Source organism: Bradyrhizobium sp. AC87j1, from assembly GCF_002936975.1.
In the GTDB taxonomy this organism is placed as follows: domain Bacteria; phylum Pseudomonadota; class Alphaproteobacteria; order Rhizobiales; family Xanthobacteraceae; genus Bradyrhizobium; species Bradyrhizobium shewense.
In genome coordinates, this window is sequence record NZ_PTFE01000059.1 from 19,578 (window position 1) to 37,525 (window position 17,948).

The following is a 17,948-nucleotide window of genomic DNA, read 5'->3' on the forward strand; positions in this document are numbered from 1 at the left end:
GTCAGGAGGGATTGCGGCCAATGAAGTACTCGTGGAGCGGATCCTCACTGGGATTGAGACCCGAGGCCCGTTGCGCGTTGCGCAGCGCAAGCATGTGATTTTCGTGCAACCTCGGCGTCGGCCCCCGCAATGGGCCACCATTGTAGCCCTGCAACCAGCCCTGGAATTTCCACTGCATGCGGTTCAGCATGAACGCGCCCGTCATCGACTGGGTCATCTGGTTCTTCACCTTGCGAGCCGGATGCATGCGCCAGTAGATTTCGGTCGCCTCGTCGAATTTGCGCTCGCGCAGCAGCTTCATGACCTGCGGGATCAGCGGGCCCCAGAATTCGTGGTCCGAAGTCGCCGAGAGCTGGATTGGAAACAGCTGTGACAACGGGATGAGATCCCATTCCAGCGGCATCGAGATCACCACTTCTTCGCCGAACAGCCGATGGCATTCGATCACGCTCATGATCGAGGGATGGCCGCCCTCCGCCTTGATGGCGCCGATGTTCGGGCAGGCGTCCAGCATGCGCCGGATCAGACTCGATGAGATGTCGGCCGGATGCAGCCGCGAAAATCCCCAGATCGCCATCGGAAACAGCAGGACACCGAGATTCGTCGCATCGCAGAACGCCTTGGTGTACTGGAAGATCTCATCTTCGGACTGCGGATAAAAGTTTGCGGGATAGGTCAGGAGCACGTAGTCAGCTCCGGCGCGCTCAGCGAGCTGCACGGCCTCGATGTTCTGCTCGAGCGTATTCCAGCTTGCATGATGCATGACGTAGAAGTCCTTGCCGGCCTCCTCCTTCATGATCCGGACGAAATCGACGTATTCTGGGAGCGTGATGCTGACTTCACCGATGGCAAGCGACCCGACGAAACCGTGCTTCTTGGCGAGCGCGACATCGTGGCGAATCGCTTTTTCGTTGATGCGGTTCAGATCCGCGGTGAAGGAAGGGATGGTGCAGTTCACAGCACCGATCATCCTTTCGCGGGTCCAGCCGCGTGTTTCATTTTTCGAATAAGAAGCCACTTCTATCTCCTCCCGGACTGCCGAACATGCACGGCCAGTCTCAACCCTCCACCAAGAGAGACGCAGAGCCCTACGCTAGATCGTCTTCCTGTAGAACTCGATCGGCAACGGAACGAGACGACCGGCTTTGTCCGCAAGCTCATAAGCAAGCTCGGCGCAGACGATGTCCTGGATACCGGCGCCGACGCTCTTGAACATCGGCATTCGCGCACTTCTGACCCTGTCCGCGACCTTTCCGCACAAGAGATCATTGAGCGATACGCATTTCTGTTCGAAGGTGACGCCGGCTTCCTTCGCCGCGATCATGTCACCGGTTTCGTGCATGACCTCGTCATGCACGTCGCACACGATCAGATCGGAGCGAGCGACCACGCTGGTGTCGATTTCGCGCTGTTCGGGCACGGTTGATCCGACCGAGACCACGGCCCGGCAATTATCCAGCCAGTCACCGTACAGGATCGGCGACTCGTCGCGCGAGCGCGCTGCCGCGACCACGAGGGTCGCCGGCCTTACGGCATCCTCAGGCGTGTCTGCCGCGACGCAAGTGACGCCGGTCTCGGCCTGAAATGTTTTTGCAAAGCGCGCCCTGCTTTCCGGCGTGGGGCTAAAGATGCGCAGCTCGCGAATCTTGCGAATGGCGTGAATCGCGCGGGCATGGGCTACGGCTTCCTGGCCGCTACCAATCATGCCAACGACCAAATCCTCTTTCGGTGCAAGCACGTCGAGCGCTGCCGCGGAGGTGGAGGCGGTGCGGAAGCTGGTGATGAACGCACCGTCGACTAGCGCGCGCAGCTCGCCGGTTTCCTGCTCGAACAGTGGGATCAGATAGTTGATCGCCGGCTTCGGCCCCATGCCGAACAGCTTGCCGCCCATGAAGCGCGCACCCGGTGGAATCGCCGTCAGGCTTCTGAGCCAAATCCGGCCATTCCGCGCCACTGTCCGAAGCGGACTGACCATCGGCCCGTGCGGCACGGAATAGGCGCGAGACAGGCTTTCAATGACCTGGTTCCAGTCTAGGATCTCCAAAACTGCCGAGGCCGGCACGAAGCTCACGGCCGCATTTGATACCGTCAAAGCGCAATCCTTGCATAACCAATTTCCACCCAATTCAGATCAATAATCGACCAATTTGGAAGAGTCAATCAACCAATTTGAGCGTTAGCCTAATCGGAAATAGCAATCGGCAGGCCTGGAGCCCGATGCCGACACAAGGATGCTGCGAGGCTTACGTTTTTGGGGTCAGATCGGCGCGAACGGGCCCAGCAGGGCCTTGCGCACTTCCTCGAGATGTCGGCGCATGAGAACCGCAGCATCGCGAGCTTCTCGCGACTGGATGGCGTGAAAGATCGCATCATGCTCGTGCGTAATATGGCTGCGCCTAGCAATCGCGGACGGCAAGTCGGAGAGCCGCCCCCAATTTCTCTGGGTCTGGCTTTCCTGAATCATCACCAGAATTTTCAGCAGCAGCTGGTTCTTGGAAGCCTGCGCGATGGCGAGATGAAACGCCTTGTCGAGTTCGCGCCACTCCTCCCAAGCCTCTATTTCCTTCGATTTTTCGAGGATTTCCTCGATCCTTTCGACATCACTGCCAGTCGCGCGCTGCGCCGCAAGGAAGGCAATCTGCGGCTCGAGCGTAAGCCTGGTCTCCAGGATCTCAGCTGGGTTGGTTTCCAGGGTTGGGCCGGCGTCCGCAAACTGAGCCAAGCCCTGCGATTCCGCCCGCGGGCTCATGAACGTACCCTGCCCGACATGCCTCCAGATCACTCCCTCACGTTCAAGCCTCGCCAGAGACGTGCGCAGGCGACTACGTGTCAGGTTCAGGTCTTCGGCGAGCTGGCGCTCGGGAGGCAATTGTTCGTTGGGGCGGAAGCCGCGCTCCTTCAGATAGCTACGGAGGATTTCAATAGCGGGTTGACGGGAATCAGAGATTTCATCCATTCGCCCAATATCAACCAATTCCGGCCGAATGACAAGGCCGCGCCTTGTGAGCGAACGTGATCACCGTCAGAAGGGTCAGCCGGTGGCAACCGGTGTGCGGATCGGGCCATCCCCCGGTTCGAGGAAAAGCCGGATCTCCCCCGCCTGGGAGATTGCGACCTGCACTGAGGTCAGCGATTGGCCTACGCACGGGCCCAGCGTGCAAGTGCCGGTTTCAATATCGAACGTTGCGCCATGCGCGCTGCAGAAAATGTGCTGCGCGTCTCTGGTCAGATAAGCGTTCTTCTTCCAGGGAAGCGGCGTGCTGCCATAGTGCGGACATACGTCCAGATAGGCATAGACCTTGTCGCTCCTGCGCACGACAAACACGGTGTCGTGCCCCTTTTTGAACGGGTCAAATCCGCGAGCTTGTCCATCCTCCAGATCCGAAAGACAGCATAGCACTTTGGTCAGCGGCTTCGTTTTGTACGCGCTCAAATCAAGCCCCGCGCAGAGGCAGAGGAAATTCCCGCATCATTGTGTCAACATCCTACCTCGCAATTTCACGGAACAAGCATACGGCCGCGGGAGCCCCCTTCTCCCGCGCCCGTTGGTACCAGGCCGCGACCTAGCCGCCCGGAGCCCATTTTTCCCGATGCTCCAGCAGGAAGATCTGAGAATGCTCGGTCCTCATTGGCAAGACGCGCGGCTCCCACTTGTCATCGAAGACATCCATGTCGGCGTCGAATTCAGCGTGGGTGCCCATTGGGCTGTTGAAATACCAGAACCAGTTGGAGCCGAACTTGTGGCGGCCCGGTCCCCAGAACGACTGGTATCCCTTCTTCACCATTCGCGATCCGGCAAGCATCAATTCGGTCGGACCTTGCATGTGGAACGCAAAATGCTCGATCCCCTTCATGTATTCCGGAGTTTGGATCAGGAATAGCGTGTGATGATCGGTGTTCGAAGCTGGGCGCAGGAATGGACCGCCCCCGGTGAACCGGTCCATCACGGCAAAGCCGAGACGCTGGATGTAGAAGGCCTCCATCTTTGCCGCATCAGGCACGAAATAGACGACGTGCGACAGGGTTCGCGGCAACGCCGCGGCGTCCTCATTGGCGCCGATTTCGTTGAAGCCACGCTGGGGAGCAGCACCGGGCGAATTGATGCGCTCCGGCAGCAGGGTCAGCTTGCGGCGCCGCGTAATGCGGAAGCCCAGCGCGAACCCTAAGTCGTCCACCGCTTCAACCGTGCCATCCGGCTGAACTTGGACTTGACCGTCCTTGCTGAGTTCATCCTTGATTTGATCCAGTGTCTGCTGATCCTCGACGCCATAGATCGTCTTTCTGAGCATGTTGCTGGTCGGCAGCGGCGGCGGCAGGCTGGGATCATCCTTGGGATAGATAGACAAGCCCGTTCCATCCAGGGCCTCGTAAAGCCCGGAGCCGTCCTTCTCACCGACATGCTTCAATCCAAAATCGGTGATGAACGCGGCGCACGCCTCCACGCTATCAACACCGAACACGAGCTCATCGGGGCCGACGATTTTCACGGTTATCCTCCTCAATTATCTTTTTCGGAACCCGCCAATCCAAAGAACGCATTGCGCGGGAGATGTGAAATCAGCATATGCTCTGGCAATTCATCAAGAAAATGGATAGTTTCAATCATACCTATTCATTAAATCAATAAATTGAGGAGGTGAAGTTGCGGTTGAACAATCTCGATCTCAACTTGCTCGTCGCGCTCGACCACCTGATCGTCACAAAGTCCATCAGCCAGACGGCAGAGCGCATGAACCTCAGCCAGTCCGCGATGAGCAACGCCCTTGGCCGGCTTCGGCAATATTTCGACGATCCGCTGCTCGTTCGCGTTGGTCAAAAAATGGAACTGACCGTGCGTGCGGAAATACTGCGCCCCGAAATCGCCGACGTGCTCACGCGCATCGAGGCCGCTTTGGCCAAGAAGCCTGATTTCGATCCCAAACAGGCGAGCCGTGAATTCCGCCTGCTCGTCTCCGACTACTCGCTTCACACCATCATTCCGCCGGTACTCGAGCTCACGGCCCCCTTCGGCGATCACATCCGCTTCCATTTCTTGCGGCAGACGGATCGACCCAACGTCTATCTGGAACGGGGTGAGGCGGATCTTCTGCTCGCGCCACGTATCGTGTGTTCGCCGGAACACCCCTCGATCAAGCTGTTCGACGACGATTATTGTTGCGTGGCATGGCGTCGCGGCAAGTACGGCCGGGGACCGCTCACCCGGAAAGCGTTCGCAGCCGCAGGTCACGTGCGATATCTTTCCTCGCCGACGGGAGGCGCTCTCGATTCCGTTCTCCTGGATCAACTGGGGATCACGCGGCGGACGGAGATCTCGACCTTCGCTTTTTCTTCCGTACCGCACCTTGTTGTCGGGACCGATCGCATAGCGGTCGTCCATCGCCGCACCGCGCAACTCTGGGCACGTCACCTCTCCATTTCAGTCCTCGAGCTCCCGTTCCCGATGGAGCGGTTCGAGCAGCAAATGCAGTGGCACCACTATCGCAGCCGCGACCCCGGCATTATCTGGATACGGGACATCTTCAAGCAAGCCGCCGCTAAGATGCAGAAGAAGTAGCCGAGGGCAGCAAAGCGGTTCAGTCGCGCTCTTTACAAAACGATACGTCTCGTTTAGATATCCCGGGGCGGGAGGAGTAACGAGGAATGCAAATCACCGTCCATTGGTTTGTCGAGCCCGCAATCTCGATCCTCGCGCGCGCCAGCACGCAATCGATGCCGATGCGACCGCGAATTGACGGCACTACAACAAAATCCTCCGACGAGCAGTTTGTGGCCCTCGTGAGCGGGGCCGCAGATGCAGTCGTCACCGCCATGGACAATGTGATGGACTGGAGGATGCGCGACTTCGGACGGGATCTCTGTATCATCGCGCAAGTCGAGCAGACGACTCCCCTCTCCCTGATTGCCGGTGGGGACCTTTCCGAAATCGAAGACTTGAGAGGCGGCATGCTTCTCGTCGATTCGTCGGCGAACGGTTTCGTGGTGGCAGCCAGAGCGTTGCTGGACGATGCTGGATTGCCGAGCGGATCGTATGCACTCAAAGCTGCCGGTGGCGTGCGTGAACGATACCAGAGTTTATTGGCCGGAGGCGGGGACGCCACCCTGCTCGGCCCCCCCTTCGACGGCATGGCTATCGCACAGGGGGCGCGGTTGCTGTCACGCGTGAACGATCGCTATCCTGCATTTCCCGGACAAGGGTTGGTCGTGCGGCGCAGCTCAGACGATCGCGTTCGCGCCGGTCTCATCGCTTGGCTCGCGGCACTGGATCACGCGCGGGCGCTGGCGCTGACAAGCAGGAAAATCGCGGTCTCGCATCTCATTGAGGCCGGCATGTCGAGTCCCTCTGCTGAAGCAATGATCGAAATTCTACCCAGGTCGCTCGTTCCGGACCGGGACGGTGTCGCCCTCCTCATTGCCCAACGCGAGCGTGCGAGGTTGCGCGGGGCCAATGTTACCTATTCAGATCTGGTCGATTCCAGTCTCTTCGACAGTTCCGGCTGTTCACGGGAGCCCAACCGATGACGCTGCAGGAATACGCAGTAGCAACTTTCCGCCGTGGTGCCGAGACGCCGCGAGCGGGCTTGGCCATCGACGAACGTGTTGCAGCGCTCGACGATCTCGTTCGCATCTGCCCCGCAACCAGCCGCGAGCGCCTGGCGGGCAAGAGCGTTCTCGAGCTTCTTCAGAATTGGGATTCTGCTCTGGAAGCTCTCGGCAATTTGCGGGCGGCAGTTAACGAAGCGGTGATCCAGGATCACTTCCACGAGTTCGCCGAAGTCGTCATCTGCCCCCCCGTTGATCTGCCGCATCAAATCTTCTGTACCGGCGCCAACTACCGCAAGCACGTCGTCGATCTGACCCTCGATATGGGCGTCGGTCCCGAGGGACTCGACGCGGTCGGTCTCAGGCGCTGGGCAGAGAACATGATGGACGAGAGGGCCGCGACGGGCGAGCCCTATGTCTTCACCAAGCCTGTTTCCACGATCGCCGGCGCATATGACGCGCTGGTGCTGCCTCCGGCAGACGAAAAACCTGATTGGGAGCTTGAGGTCGGCGTCGTCATCGGTCGGAGCGGCCGGAACATCTCTCGGACAGATGCAATGTCCCACGTTGCCGGCTATGCTATCGTCAACGACGTGACCTCGCGGAGCCTGATCGCCCGTACCGACTACAAGCAGCTCGGAACGGACTGGTTTCGCGCGAAAGGGCAGCCGGGATATCTGCCGTTCGGGCCGGTGTTAACCCCAGCACAATTCATCAGCAATCCCTGTGATCTGCACCTGAAGCTGAGCATCAACGGCAAGGTCATGCAGGATGAAGCCGCAGCCGACATGATCTTCGATATCAGCCGACAGATCGAGTACATCTCGCGCTACGCGCTCTTGATGCCGGGCGACCTCATCTGCACCGGCTCGCCCGCAGGAAACGGCACCCACTATAACCGGTTCCTGCAGCCCGGCGACCTGATGGTCGGAGAGATCTCTGGTCTGGGCCGGCAAACCATCCCATGCATCGCACGGCCATAGAGTACGTTGGCGCACTCAGCGCGACGTGGTCAAGGCATAGTCCTGCTGAAACATTGACCGGCTGCGAAGCCGCTACTGAGAGCCCATCCTCTGATCGTTCAGCTGGCTGGCCAAGCCTCATTTCGCAGGCGGGCATATCGAGACTGCGACAATACGCAGACTACAAACGCGACCAACGCGACCGGCACGAGGACCACGAGCAGCGAGTATCGGATCGCATCATCGCTGCCGAAAACGAAATCGGTCACCAGCGCGATAGCGGTCGGTGCAACCCCAAGCCCCAGAACGCCGGATAGCATGAAGTAGAGCGCCTGGACCTGCCCCCTCAATTGGTTCGGCGTCACGTCTTGAAACGTCGGCGGACCAGCAACCAGACCCAATCCGCTCCCAAAGAGGACAATCGCCTCGCCAGCAAGAGCGAGTGGAAGGTTCGCAGCGAGGCAAAGGCAGATGACGCCGGCCAGCATGATCGGCCACGATATCAGCGGTATGCGAAAGCGCGTACTGCCCTTGCCGACCAGCCAATCCCCCAGCACCCCGCTCGATAATGAACCCGCAGTGCCAAACAGGATACCGATCGGGCCGGTCAGCAGGCCGACTTCCGCTGGGCTCAGGCCAAACCGCCGCGCGAAGAATGTCGGGCCCCAGGAAGCGAACGTTAGTCCGACAAAGGCGTTCAAGGTAAAGACCGTATAGAGGGCGGAGTAGACCGCAGCGTGCCGCTGCAGGTAAGCGCCAAGGCGCACCACCCCGCCGCTTCCCGCGGGCGGCGCAACCTCTTTGCGGGACGCCTCTTTGACAGTCAGCAACAGGAAGGCAACGACGAAGCCCGGCGCTGCGGCCACGAAAAAAGCAACCTTCCAGGCCGCAATCGCGCCCACGATTGGCAGAGCCATCGTGGCCGAGGCGGTGAGACCTTTGAGAATGAAACCGCCGATCAGCAGAGATGCTCCGCCGCCAAGATAATTCGACAGGTTGTAGACACTCATCGCTCGCCCACGTCGTTCTCGGCGGAAGTAGTCCGCAATCAGGGAGAAAGCCGCCGGCCCAAGACATGCCTCGCCGATGCCGACGCCCAACCGGGCTACGAACATCTGCGCGAAGGTCTCCGCCAATCCGCAGCCGACAGTGAAGACACTCCACACCAGAACGCCAATGAGAATGACGTTGCGACGATTGGTTCGGTCGACCAAACGGCCAAATGGCAGCCCGGCGGCGACATAGAAGAGCGCGAAGGCGAGCCCTTGGAGGAGGCTCACCTGCGTATCGCTAATCTTCAGGTACGTCCTGACGGGACCGATGAGCAGTGCTAGGAGGTAACGGTCGAGGTACGAGGTGATGCCGGCCAACAGCAACACGAAAACGACATACCAGGCGTACGTCGCGCTGGGATAGATTATCGATGTTGAGCTGGCATTCTTCATTGCTTGGCTCTGACGATCTTGCTGGTCGCAGTGTAGGATCCAGCCCGAGGAAGTTTGCGAAGCCGACCTCCGTCATGGAACTCGACCCCGAACACACGAAAGAAATCCACTGGAAAGGTCCGGATGAATTCTCGGTCGATCGGATGGTGCCGTAGCAACAGCCGCGTGTGGATGGGAGAATAGAATAGCTCCATGAACCTCTCCTCCGCGATGCGCTCGCGGATAGATGGAACGGCGCGCATCAGCCGCTCAACGGTGTCCCGGGCCATTGCGGCTCTCTCGACGTGAAACTTTCTCAGGAACTCAGCCATGATCACCGGTTCTGATTGCCCCGCGGCTATGATCTGCGAGGCAATATCGCCAGCCTTGCCGCTGTATTGTTTAGCCATCATCCGCCAATGCTTCAGTAGCGCCTCGGCCGGATGGGCGTCTTTGTCCATCGGCGTGTGAAGGAGTTGATGTTCGATGAACGCATCAATGACCACGGACACTTTTGAAGGCCACCAGCGATAGATCGTCGCCTTGCCAACTCCAGCCTCTGCAGCAATAGCCTCACTGGTGACAGATTGAACCGTTTGATGTTCGAGAAGCTTCATTGCAGCGGTGAGGATCGACCGCCGGTTCGCCTCGCTGCGAGGTCGGCCCCCGCTCCTCGGTTTGCCCGGAAGTAACTTGATATCGCCCGGGCCGTCGCATGTAGCCACGTGTGATCGAACTCCTTCTAGATGGATCGCGGCTGCTCGCGTTCGAACTCCGCCTCATCATGCGCGGCCCGGCCGGCGCCGGTGAGGAACGGAACGCAGAATACGACCAGAAAAGTTGGTAAAGCCAACAGCGCGAAATATTGGATCTGCAACCCCGGCGCGGCGACGAAGGGTGAGAAGATGAGCGGCGAAGCGATACCTGCAAGGCGACCCACGCCAAATGCCCAGCCAACACCAGTCGCGCAAATCTTCGTCGGATAGACCGTGGCGACGAAAGAGTTCAACGCGCCTTGTGCCCCGGTCATGGCCGCACCGGCCAAGAGGATGGCTATGTGCCCGCTTGCTTCACCATTGACGTTGAAGGCGAAAAGAAGCCAACAGGCCGTGGAGCCTGCATACCAAAGCGTAAGCCCTGCTTTGGGTCCAAGACGATCCAGCACGAAGCCGCTCACCGCGGTTCCCACCAGGCCTCCAAGCGAAAATGTCACCATCAAAGAGCCGGCGGTCTGCAGTGGCAGATCCGCGGTCAGGTTGAGGATCACGGGCCCGAGCGCAGCAAAGCTCGAGAGCGAAACGAAGCTCAGAGCGAACACCGACCACATCAGCAGCGTCAAGTTGCCACGCGCCCCCTCAAAGAGGGCCCGCAGAGGGGATCGGCCTGTCTTCGGCGAAGCCTCGCCGGCCTGCAGCAGAATCGCCGCGTCGATATCACGATCCGGGATGATCCTGCGTAGCTGCCGCATTGCCTGCGCGTGTCCCCGCTCCCGGGTCGCGAGAAAGCGGATCGACTCGGGGAGCAAGACAACGACAACTATGAGTATCAGGAAGCCTGCGGCCGCTGCCGTTACGAAGATGGCCTGCCAGCTGAAGTCTCGGAGAACAGAACCGACTGCCAAGCTCGCCAGCGCTGCACCGACGGCGTAGCCGGAAAAAACCAGACTCACGAAGCCCTGTCTGAACCTGAGCGAACTCATCTCGTTCGTCAGCGCGATCGCGTTGGGGATAACCCCGGCCAGGAAAAAGCTGGTCACCAGGCGCGTCGCCGCGAAACTCACGATATCGTGCGTGAAGGTGGATACCAGCGTACAGGCCGCAAATGCGCCGATGCTGAAACTCAGCGTCTTCTTGCGTCCGTACCGATCGGAGATGATTCCTATCATCGCCGTTCCCAGCGCCAGCCCGAGATTCTGGAGGGCCAAAACCGGGGTAAGGGCGGCTGGTTTGACCCCAAAACTCGCGGCGATCTTGGGCAGGGCCATGGCGACCATGAAAAGATCATAGCCGTCGATGACCATGACTAGAAAGCACAGGGCAACGACGAATAGCTGGTAAGCGGTGACCTTCTGCTGATCGAGCAGTTCGCCTAGATCACCCCTTGCTGCCGGATTGCTCATTTCGCCAGGTGCCTCGGGCTAGATTAACGAGCGGGCGCGATATGGAAGAGCGCTTCGGCATTCCTGTAGGCGACCTTCTTCTTCACCTCGGGATCAAGCGGCGCTTCCTCGATGAATTTCGTCGCGGACGCCGAAGCCTCGTAAGGATAATCGATCGCCCATAACACCCTGTCTGCGCCGAGTTTTCGGATCGAATATTCCAGCGCCAGCGGATCCTCCATCCCGCTTGTGGTAATATAAACGTTGCGAAGGAAATACTCCTGCATGCTGAGCTCGGTCTTCGGACAAAGCCCCGCGCGCTGACCCTTCGCGTTGATATTGTTGATCCGCCACAGCCAGAAGGGGATCGCTTCGCCCATATGGCCGATACAGATCCTGAGTTTCGGGAAGCGATCGAATACGCCAGAAGTCATCAATCGAACGACATGGGTGCCGACTTCGACGCCGTAGCCCCACATCGCCGATTCGATGCCGTAGCTGTGCAAGGCGCCCGCCATAAGATCCGAAGGCGCGCGCGGATGGATGTAGAGCGTGGCGTCATGCGCTTCGGCCGCCTCGAGAATCGGATAGAACTTCGGATCGTCGAGATATTCGTTGTTCGTGTGAGAGTTCACGATCAAGCCATTGAGACCGAGCTGTCCGATCGCGCGCTCGATTTCCCGCGCCGCGCGCTTCGGCGCGTGGGGCGCAAAGGCGGCAAGTCCGGCGAAACGATCCGGTCGACGATGCACAATGTCGGCCAGGCGGTCGTTGATGATTTCCGATACCTCGCAAGCAGTATCGGCATCGAGCATCTGCACGCCGGGGCTCGTCACGGACAGCACCTGCATGTCGACGCCCAGCCGGTCCATCTCCGCTAACCGCTGATTTTCCACGTCCAGCAGGTCTTCCAGTACGGGGCGCTCACGCAGACGCAGCTTTCCTCCGTAAAGCGGACCGAAGAACAGTTTATCCAGGCTGAGCGAAGGACTGTTGCTGAAATCCCGTAGACGCTCAGCTAATTCCGGAACGATGAAGGCTTCCTCCACTGCAATCTTGCGAAGGTGATCAGCCATGGTCAGGAACTCCTCGGGTGAATTTGCCGTAGACAACGTTGTCGCGATTTATGATGCGAGAGCCGGTCGGATCGCCGGAGCGCGGCTTGGCAATGATCGGGGCGATCGAACCACCCGCCATACTTCCGCGGCTGAGCGCATCTTGCGAGCGCTCTAACATCGCGACTTGTTCAATTTCGGAGAGAATCGAATGGGCTGACGGGATCCCATCAAGCCCGACGCCTAGGCGGCTACACTTTGCCGCGGAATTACTGCGCGAATTCGCGGAAAGGCCAGGGACGCCCCACACGCAAGGGACGTCATCACTGCCTCGGAGACCGCCGGTCTGGAGCACAGGTGCGGTCAGCGTAGTCTGCGGCGATTCGATCTGCCCCGCGCACATGGGCGCATCACCGGAAACCCTCGGATTCGCAAGGACTGGCTTCTGCTGGCTCTTGGAGCACCAGGCTATCGGCGGCAGCCGCTCGGCTCCCGAAGGCGCTGAAGCCGAGTCGGCGCCCGGAGGAACGTGTGATTCGGACGCTCCTACAGGCCATGACCCGATAAGCCCCTCAACGACAGCCCAATATGCTGCTGCAATGTACCGCAACCTTGTCGTTCCCTCGAAGCGGTCCGTCTAACGCTTCCCGCATTACAATACTGTTCGTCTCGTTTCGTATTGTCAATGGGTTGTGAGCGCCGGAAACGCGATGCAGCGCAATCTGCGCTGGTTGCTCCGCTCAATTCCCTTGGTGAGGGAAGACGAATGGCGCCAATGGCCGAAGCAGCGCACCAATTGGTGCGGATCGCTGCTTCGTCGGCGACGGCGGCTGGCTCTCGAAAAGAACTGTGGCTAGGCGTTTCGAGGTGTGCACAGCGCGGCAGGCAGGGAGCCGAATAGCGTTCTCTCCGAAGAGAGAGATGCTTCGGCCCCCAAGCGGGCCGCCGCTCGACGATCAATCTGTCGTCGACAGCACCAGCGGGAACTCCACACCGCGCAGCTCAAACGTGCCAAGCTGCCTGAAATCAGAACGACAGCGCCTCGCAAACAAATCTGACAAGAGGAGATGCACGCCCAGTTGCCCGCAGAACCCCTCTATACGTGAGACTTCGTTCACAGCCCGTCCAATAGCCGTGAAATCCAGCCGCCGCGACGTCCCGACATTGCCGTAGACCACCTCTCCGAAATGCAGCGCAATATCCAGGGGAAGTTGGGGCTCGCCCGAGCCTTTTCTACGAGCATTCACCGCATCATTGCGTCGGATAGCTTCTCGCGCCACCCGGGGTGCCGCTTCGCATGCACCGCACGGCTCCCCGGCGACCGCTGCGGCCGGGAAAACCGCAAGCAAACCATCCCCTAGAAACTTGAGAATTTCGCCGTTGTTCTCGATGACAGGATCGCCGATCGCTTCGAAGTGTTCATTCAGCCATCGCACGACATCCAACGGGTCTTCGCGATCCGTCAATCTGGTAAAGCCTGACAAGTCTGCGAGCAGTATCGCCGCAGAGATGATCCTGCCTTGCCCACGGACAATCTCTCCGGCCATCACCCTCGCGCCACTCATGCGGCCGAGATAGCTGTCGAGCATCTGACCGGTCGTCAAGAATAGAACGAGGCGGTAGATCGCAAGACCGAGCACTGGAACCAGTTCACGAAAACTAGTCAGATCGGTGTCCTCAAAGCCTCCCGCACGATCGGTCGCGATCGAAATCGCAGCCCCGGTTATAGACGTCCCAGGAGAGAACTCGACCAGAAACATGGCGTAGTCAGTGCCGCCTCGAAGCAAAGATCTCGCAAACTCGGGTGAACGTCGCATCCTTCGCCCTTCGCAAGTCTCCAGCGTCCAAACCTGGCGCCTTTTGACTGCAGCGCGAAAATCGGGCTCTGCTGAAACCATTCATCAGTCTCGACGCCGTGAGGAGCCGTTTCAAGTTGGATTGCGCTGTCTCGCCGCCAATGCAGCGTCGCGCCACGAAATTGCGGGTCGAGCGTCGGAATTGCGACACCGACGCGCCACAAGGGGACGCCACCACGAACGAATGTACTGCAGACACCGTCGAGAAAATCTTCTGCTGAGTCGCTCGTCGTAGCGTACTGAACTATCCAACCCGGAAGGTCGACGATTTGATCCGGAGTAGCAGGCTTCATCGAAAACCTCATGGATTGAACCGGCCTCGGAGCGTAGCGGGCCATTATGCCCACATTGCAGCGCTCAAAGATGCAAGAGCACGGGAGGCCAGAGCAAACGCGCCATGTCCGCCTCATCGAGGAATGAACGTGCCACTCTCGACGTGTCGGCCTCCCAGCGAGTCCTGGTCCTCTTTGCTTCTGCCTTCCGGGCCTGTAGCGCGAGAACCACGACAACGGGCCTCAGGACGGGCGCCGTCCCCTTGCCGAGATAGGCAAGAGGTCCGCTGGATAACGAGATAAACTAATAGTATGGTATGATCGGATTTGTTTAGCCAGAACAAGGAATTGTTAGGTGAAGAGCTCGAAAGTTCAACGCGTGCCGGTCACGGCTGCGCCGCTTCGGCAACAGGTCGCAAACAATCTGCGAACCGCAATCATCGACGGCCGTTTCCAACCGGGTGAGCGGTTGAAGGAGGGCGAGCTGTGCACTTGGACGGGCGTCAGCAGGACGGCGGTACGTGAAGCCTTGCGGCAGCTTGAGGCGGAGGGCATCGTCGACAACATCCCCAATCAGGGACCCGTGGTGGCGCGCGTATCACCCGATGAGGCGCGGCAACACTATGAAGTGCGGGGCATGCTGGAAGGCTTGACCGCGAGGACAGCCGCCGAGCGGATTTCCGAGCCCGATATCAAGGAGTTGCACAGGCTGAAGCGAGATCTGGACCGCGCGTTCAAATCCAGCAGCGTCGCCAAGGTGCTTGAATGCAAGAACCAGCTCGACGAATTCCTGATGAACGTTTCGGCCAATAATGTCGTCAAGGGCTTCGTGAGCGTCATTCGCGCGCGCCTGAGCTATCTTCGTCCCATCGTCCTGTCGCAGCCTGAGCGCCTCAAGGAGAATGCCGTCGAGGTCCATGCGATCATCGATGCCATCATCGCGCGGAAGCCGCAGGCGGCGTGGCAGGCCGCCGTGAACCACGTCAACATGGGCGCGAAGGCGACACTGAAGGTGCTGGAGCAGCTCGAAGCGGCTGCGGTTCATCAGGCCGCGCTGGACGCCGAAGCCGCGCTTCGGGCGAAACGTCCGCGCGGCAGACCGAGGCGCGATGCGATGCCGAGCAATCCGGTTGGACGCGTAACGGTGTAAGGACCGACTCGCAGGCGATGGTGGCAGCCCGCTATCCGCCTTCGGCCCTGAGGCCATTTTCCCGCACCACCTGTCCCCAGATCTGCGCCTGCTCCGTATAGAACTTCCGCATGGTCTCCGGATCACTCGCGACGATCGTCAGCCCCATCGCCTTGATCCGCTGCGTGACGCCCTCCTCCTTCAGAGCTGCGGTCATCTCCGCCTGGAAGCGATCGATCATCGGCTTTGGCGTCTTCCCCGGTGAATAGAGGCCCCACCATGGCGTCGCGACGAGGTCGGGAAACCCGATTTCGACGAGCGTCGGGACATCAGGGAGCGTCGGATGGCGCGTCGCGCCGGTCTGGGCGAGAGGCCGCAGCAGCTTGGCGTCGATCTGGCTGTTGAGCACCGTCGTCGCCGCGATGATCAGGTCGATATGCCCGGCGATCGCGTCGTTCACCGCGGGGGCTGCCCCCTTGTAGGCCACGTGAGCCCACTGCGCGCCGGAGCGTTTTGCAAGAAGCAGCATGGTCAGGTGGCCAAGACTGGCCGTCCCCGCCGATGCGAATGCGAAGCCCCCTGCTTGGCTTTCGAGGCCGCGATCAGCTCGGCCAATGTCTGGTATGGGCGTGACGGCTGGCAGGCGATGATGTTCGGGGCCGTTCCCACCAGCATCACTGGGTCAAGTTCGGTCTCGGAATTGTAGGACAGGCTCGGCTGCGTCACCGGATTGGTGGCATGGGTATCGAACACGAACAGCCAGGTGCGGCCGTCCGGCGGCGACTTTGCCACCGCTGCCGCGCCGATGCTGCCCGCGGCGCCCGGACGGTTTTCGATTATGATCGTCGTTCCTAGTCGTTGCTGCAAACCCGGCTGGACCAGGCGGGCGATTGCGTCCAGCGTTCCACCTGCGGGGAACGGGACGATCAACTTCATCTGGCCTGCGGGCCATTCCTGCGCCCTGGCAGCAAAGGGCACGGCGAATGCACCGGCAATCACGGCGCGTCGAGTGAGCTTTCCCATGAGTTCCTCCCGAGACGAACATGTAGAACGGGACCTCCGGCCGATGCAGTCTTTGTAGAGACGCGGAGCCGGAGACGGCGACGGCGCAAGCGCGCACCGTCGCTGTCCATCCTTGTTATCGTTGCGCAAACGTCGCGATCGGTCCTGCTACGGGCTTCCCACGATGCCAGACCGCAGAGATCTTGTGGACGTTGGCGATATCGGTCGAAGGGTCGGCATCGAGCACGATGATGTCGGCGAGCTTGCCAGCCTGCAGCACCCCACGGTCGTCCAGCTTGAGCAGCTTGGCTGCGCCGCTGGTCGCAATGGTCAAGGCCTGCATTGGCGTGAGACCCCCCACGACCATGAGATCGAGCTCGCGATGTTCGGCAACGCCGGGGAAGCGCAGGCCGACGCCGGAATCGGATCCGAACCCGATGCCTATGCCAGCCTTGTAAAGCGTCATCAGATTCTTCTGGTTCATCGCCAGCGCCTTCCGGGCGCGGTCCGAACCGGGAGCGTCATGAACCTTCTGCTGCCAGGCCAGATCTTCCAATTGCGTCTTCACCGCCGGATCCAGCGCCCTGTTCACGAACGGATCAGCCGAGACCTGCGGCTTATCGGCAAAGATGAAGTTCGAATCGTCGAGTGCCAGCGTCGGAACGTACCAAGCGGCATTCTTCTTCATGAGCGCGATCGTGGGCGGATCGACCTCCTTGTCGCGGATGCCGTGCGCCAGGATGTCCGCGCCGGCCTTCAGCGCCGCCTGGGCGTCTTCCAGATCGTTAATGTGGAAGGCGACGCGAAGCTTGTTCTTGTGAGCCTCGTCCACGGCGGCGGTGTAGACCTCAGGCTTGACCTTGACCGGCAACAACTTGCCGAAATCGTCGAGCCAGATCTTGATCAGATCGGTCTTGCGTCCAGCCATCTCCCTCACCGCTTCGCGCGCGGCATCCGGCGTATCCGGACGATAGATCTGGCTCGGGCCGACCGGAACGATCGCCACCGGCGGCGCCCCCATGGCAACCCCGATGCCGCGGTCCGCGCCGAAGATATCCGCCCCCGGTGCCTTGCCGGCATGCAGGTCCGCTCGCAGATCGTAGAATTCGGGTGCGTTCAGCCCCAATGACGTGATCGTGGTGACGCCATAGGCCTCCCATTGCCGAAGCTGGGACAAGATGTAGTCGCGATTGTAGTTGTCCGGACTTGCCTTGAGGCCCCTAACGATGCCGACATGGGAATGATCCGAGATCATGCCGGGCATGATGGTCTTGCCCTTGAGGTCGACCACCTCGGCGCCGGACGGCACCTTCACCGCTGTCGCGGACCCGACGGCCGCAATGTGTCCGTCGCGAATGACGAGGACGGAATCGGCGACCGGCTTTCCACCCGATCCGTCGATCAGCGTGGCGCCCTTCAGGACCACCGCTTTCGAGGCGTCCTTCACTTGCGCCTGTCCCGGCATGCCAGACAGACACAGGCCCGCTATGGCCCAGGCGACGACCGATGCTGCTCTCATGGCGTAGCTCCCTCCTTGTTTCGACGTTTCTTGATGCCCGCGGGTTGGTCCCGAAGGTCATTAAATATCATAGTACTATATTACGATTTGT

General features: G+C 60.1%; 17 protein-coding genes. 4 read left to right on the top strand and 13 right to left on the bottom strand.

Going from position 1 to position 17,948, the window contains the following annotated elements; genetic code table 11:
- Nucleotide 1: 1 nt before the first annotated feature.
- The 5 genes from CV770_RS26250 to CV770_RS26270 all read right to left on the bottom strand — a co-directional run bounded on the left by CV770_RS26250 (nt 2) and on the right by CV770_RS26270 (nt 4,487).
- Entirely contained in the window at nt 2–970 is a 969-nt protein-coding gene (locus tag CV770_RS26250) for a dihydrodipicolinate synthase family protein (protein WP_201760048.1), read from the bottom strand.
- Between the two features lie 123 nt (nt 971–1,093).
- Nucleotides 1,094–2,092, bottom strand: a complete 999-nt coding sequence (locus tag CV770_RS26255) for an ornithine cyclodeaminase family protein (protein WP_104464416.1) — start codon at nt 2,090–2,092, stop codon at nt 1,094–1,096.
- 165 nt (nt 2,093–2,257) lie between these two features.
- Nucleotides 2,258–2,956, bottom strand: coding sequence for a FadR/GntR family transcriptional regulator (locus CV770_RS26260; protein WP_104464417.1), 699 nt, complete (start codon nt 2,954–2,956; stop codon nt 2,258–2,260).
- Nucleotides 2,957–3,031: 75 nt separating this feature from the next.
- Nucleotides 3,032–3,433: a Rieske (2Fe-2S) protein gene (locus CV770_RS26265; RefSeq protein WP_104464418.1), complete on the bottom strand. Its 402-nt coding sequence runs from the start codon at nt 3,431–3,433 to the stop codon at nt 3,032–3,034.
- A gap of 130 nt (nt 3,434–3,563) precedes the next feature.
- Nucleotides 3,564–4,487, bottom strand: coding sequence for a VOC family protein (locus CV770_RS26270; RefSeq protein ID WP_104464419.1), 924 nt, complete (start codon nt 4,485–4,487; stop codon nt 3,564–3,566).
- Between the two features lie 161 nt (nt 4,488–4,648).
- Here CV770_RS26270 and CV770_RS26275 point away from each other — a divergent pair, with 161 nt between their 5' ends.
- From CV770_RS26275 to CV770_RS26285, 3 genes are all read left to right on the top strand, one after another.
- On the top strand, nt 4,649–5,554 hold the full coding sequence (locus CV770_RS26275; protein WP_245453867.1) for a LysR family transcriptional regulator: 906 nt from the start codon (nt 4,649–4,651) through the stop codon (nt 5,552–5,554).
- A gap of 86 nt (nt 5,555–5,640) precedes the next feature.
- Nucleotides 5,641–6,519, top strand: coding sequence for an ABC transporter substrate-binding protein (locus tag CV770_RS26280; protein ID WP_104464421.1), 879 nt, complete (start codon nt 5,641–5,643; stop codon nt 6,517–6,519).
- Entirely contained in the window at nt 6,516–7,523 is a 1,008-nt protein-coding gene (locus tag CV770_RS26285; RefSeq protein ID WP_104464422.1) for a fumarylacetoacetate hydrolase family protein, read from the top strand. Before CV770_RS26280 ends, CV770_RS26285 begins: the two co-directional genes overlap by 4 nt.
- A 98-nt stretch (nt 7,524–7,621) precedes the next feature.
- Here the strand turns inward: CV770_RS26285 and CV770_RS26290 are convergent, their stop codons facing one another.
- From CV770_RS26290 to CV770_RS26310, 5 genes are all read right to left on the bottom strand, one after another.
- A complete protein-coding gene (locus CV770_RS26290) occupies nt 7,622–8,947 on the bottom strand; it encodes an MFS transporter (protein WP_104464423.1) in 1,326 nt (441 codons plus the stop codon).
- Nucleotides 8,944–9,651, bottom strand: a complete 708-nt coding sequence (locus CV770_RS26295) for a TetR/AcrR family transcriptional regulator (RefSeq protein WP_283811369.1) — start codon at nt 9,649–9,651, stop codon at nt 8,944–8,946. Before CV770_RS26295 ends, CV770_RS26290 begins: the two co-directional genes overlap by 4 nt.
- A 17-nt stretch (nt 9,652–9,668) precedes the next feature.
- The gene (locus CV770_RS26300; protein WP_104464425.1) at nt 9,669–11,045 is read right to left on the bottom strand and encodes an MFS transporter; all 1,377 of its coding nucleotides are present in this window, start codon (nt 11,043–11,045) and stop codon (nt 9,669–9,671) included.
- A 23-nt stretch (nt 11,046–11,068) separates the two neighbouring features.
- On the bottom strand, nt 11,069–12,100 hold the full coding sequence (locus CV770_RS26305; RefSeq protein ID WP_104464426.1) for an amidohydrolase family protein: 1,032 nt from the start codon (nt 12,098–12,100) through the stop codon (nt 11,069–11,071).
- Between the two features lie 935 nt (nt 12,101–13,035).
- Nucleotides 13,036–13,839: an adenylate/guanylate cyclase domain-containing protein gene (locus tag CV770_RS26310; RefSeq protein ID WP_161500031.1), complete on the bottom strand. Its 804-nt coding sequence runs from the start codon at nt 13,837–13,839 to the stop codon at nt 13,036–13,038.
- A 723-nt stretch (nt 13,840–14,562) separates the two neighbouring features.
- On the opposite strand from CV770_RS26310, the gene CV770_RS26315 reads away from it, so the two are divergent.
- The gene (locus CV770_RS26315) at nt 14,563–15,357 is read left to right on the top strand and encodes a GntR family transcriptional regulator (RefSeq protein ID WP_104464428.1); all 795 of its coding nucleotides are present in this window, start codon (nt 14,563–14,565) and stop codon (nt 15,355–15,357) included.
- Between the two features lie 31 nt (nt 15,358–15,388).
- Here CV770_RS26315 and CV770_RS44070 read toward each other — a convergent pair whose 3' ends face one another.
- From CV770_RS44070 to CV770_RS26330, 3 genes are all read right to left on the bottom strand, one after another.
- Nucleotides 15,389–15,865 carry a Bug family tripartite tricarboxylate transporter substrate binding protein gene (locus CV770_RS44070; RefSeq protein WP_349627982.1) on the bottom strand — a complete coding sequence of 159 codons (477 nt, stop codon included), beginning with the start codon at nt 15,863–15,865 and terminating at the stop codon, nt 15,389–15,391.
- A 2-nt stretch (nt 15,866–15,867) separates the two neighbouring features.
- Complete coding sequence (locus CV770_RS44075) at nt 15,868–16,359, bottom strand: Bug family tripartite tricarboxylate transporter substrate binding protein (RefSeq protein WP_104464430.1); 492 nt, start codon at nt 16,357–16,359, stop codon at nt 15,868–15,870.
- 115 nt (nt 16,360–16,474) lie between these two features.
- Nucleotides 16,475–17,857, bottom strand: coding sequence for an amidohydrolase family protein (locus tag CV770_RS26330; RefSeq protein WP_104464431.1), 1,383 nt, complete (start codon nt 17,855–17,857; stop codon nt 16,475–16,477).
- Nucleotides 17,858–17,948 lie beyond the last annotated feature (91 nt).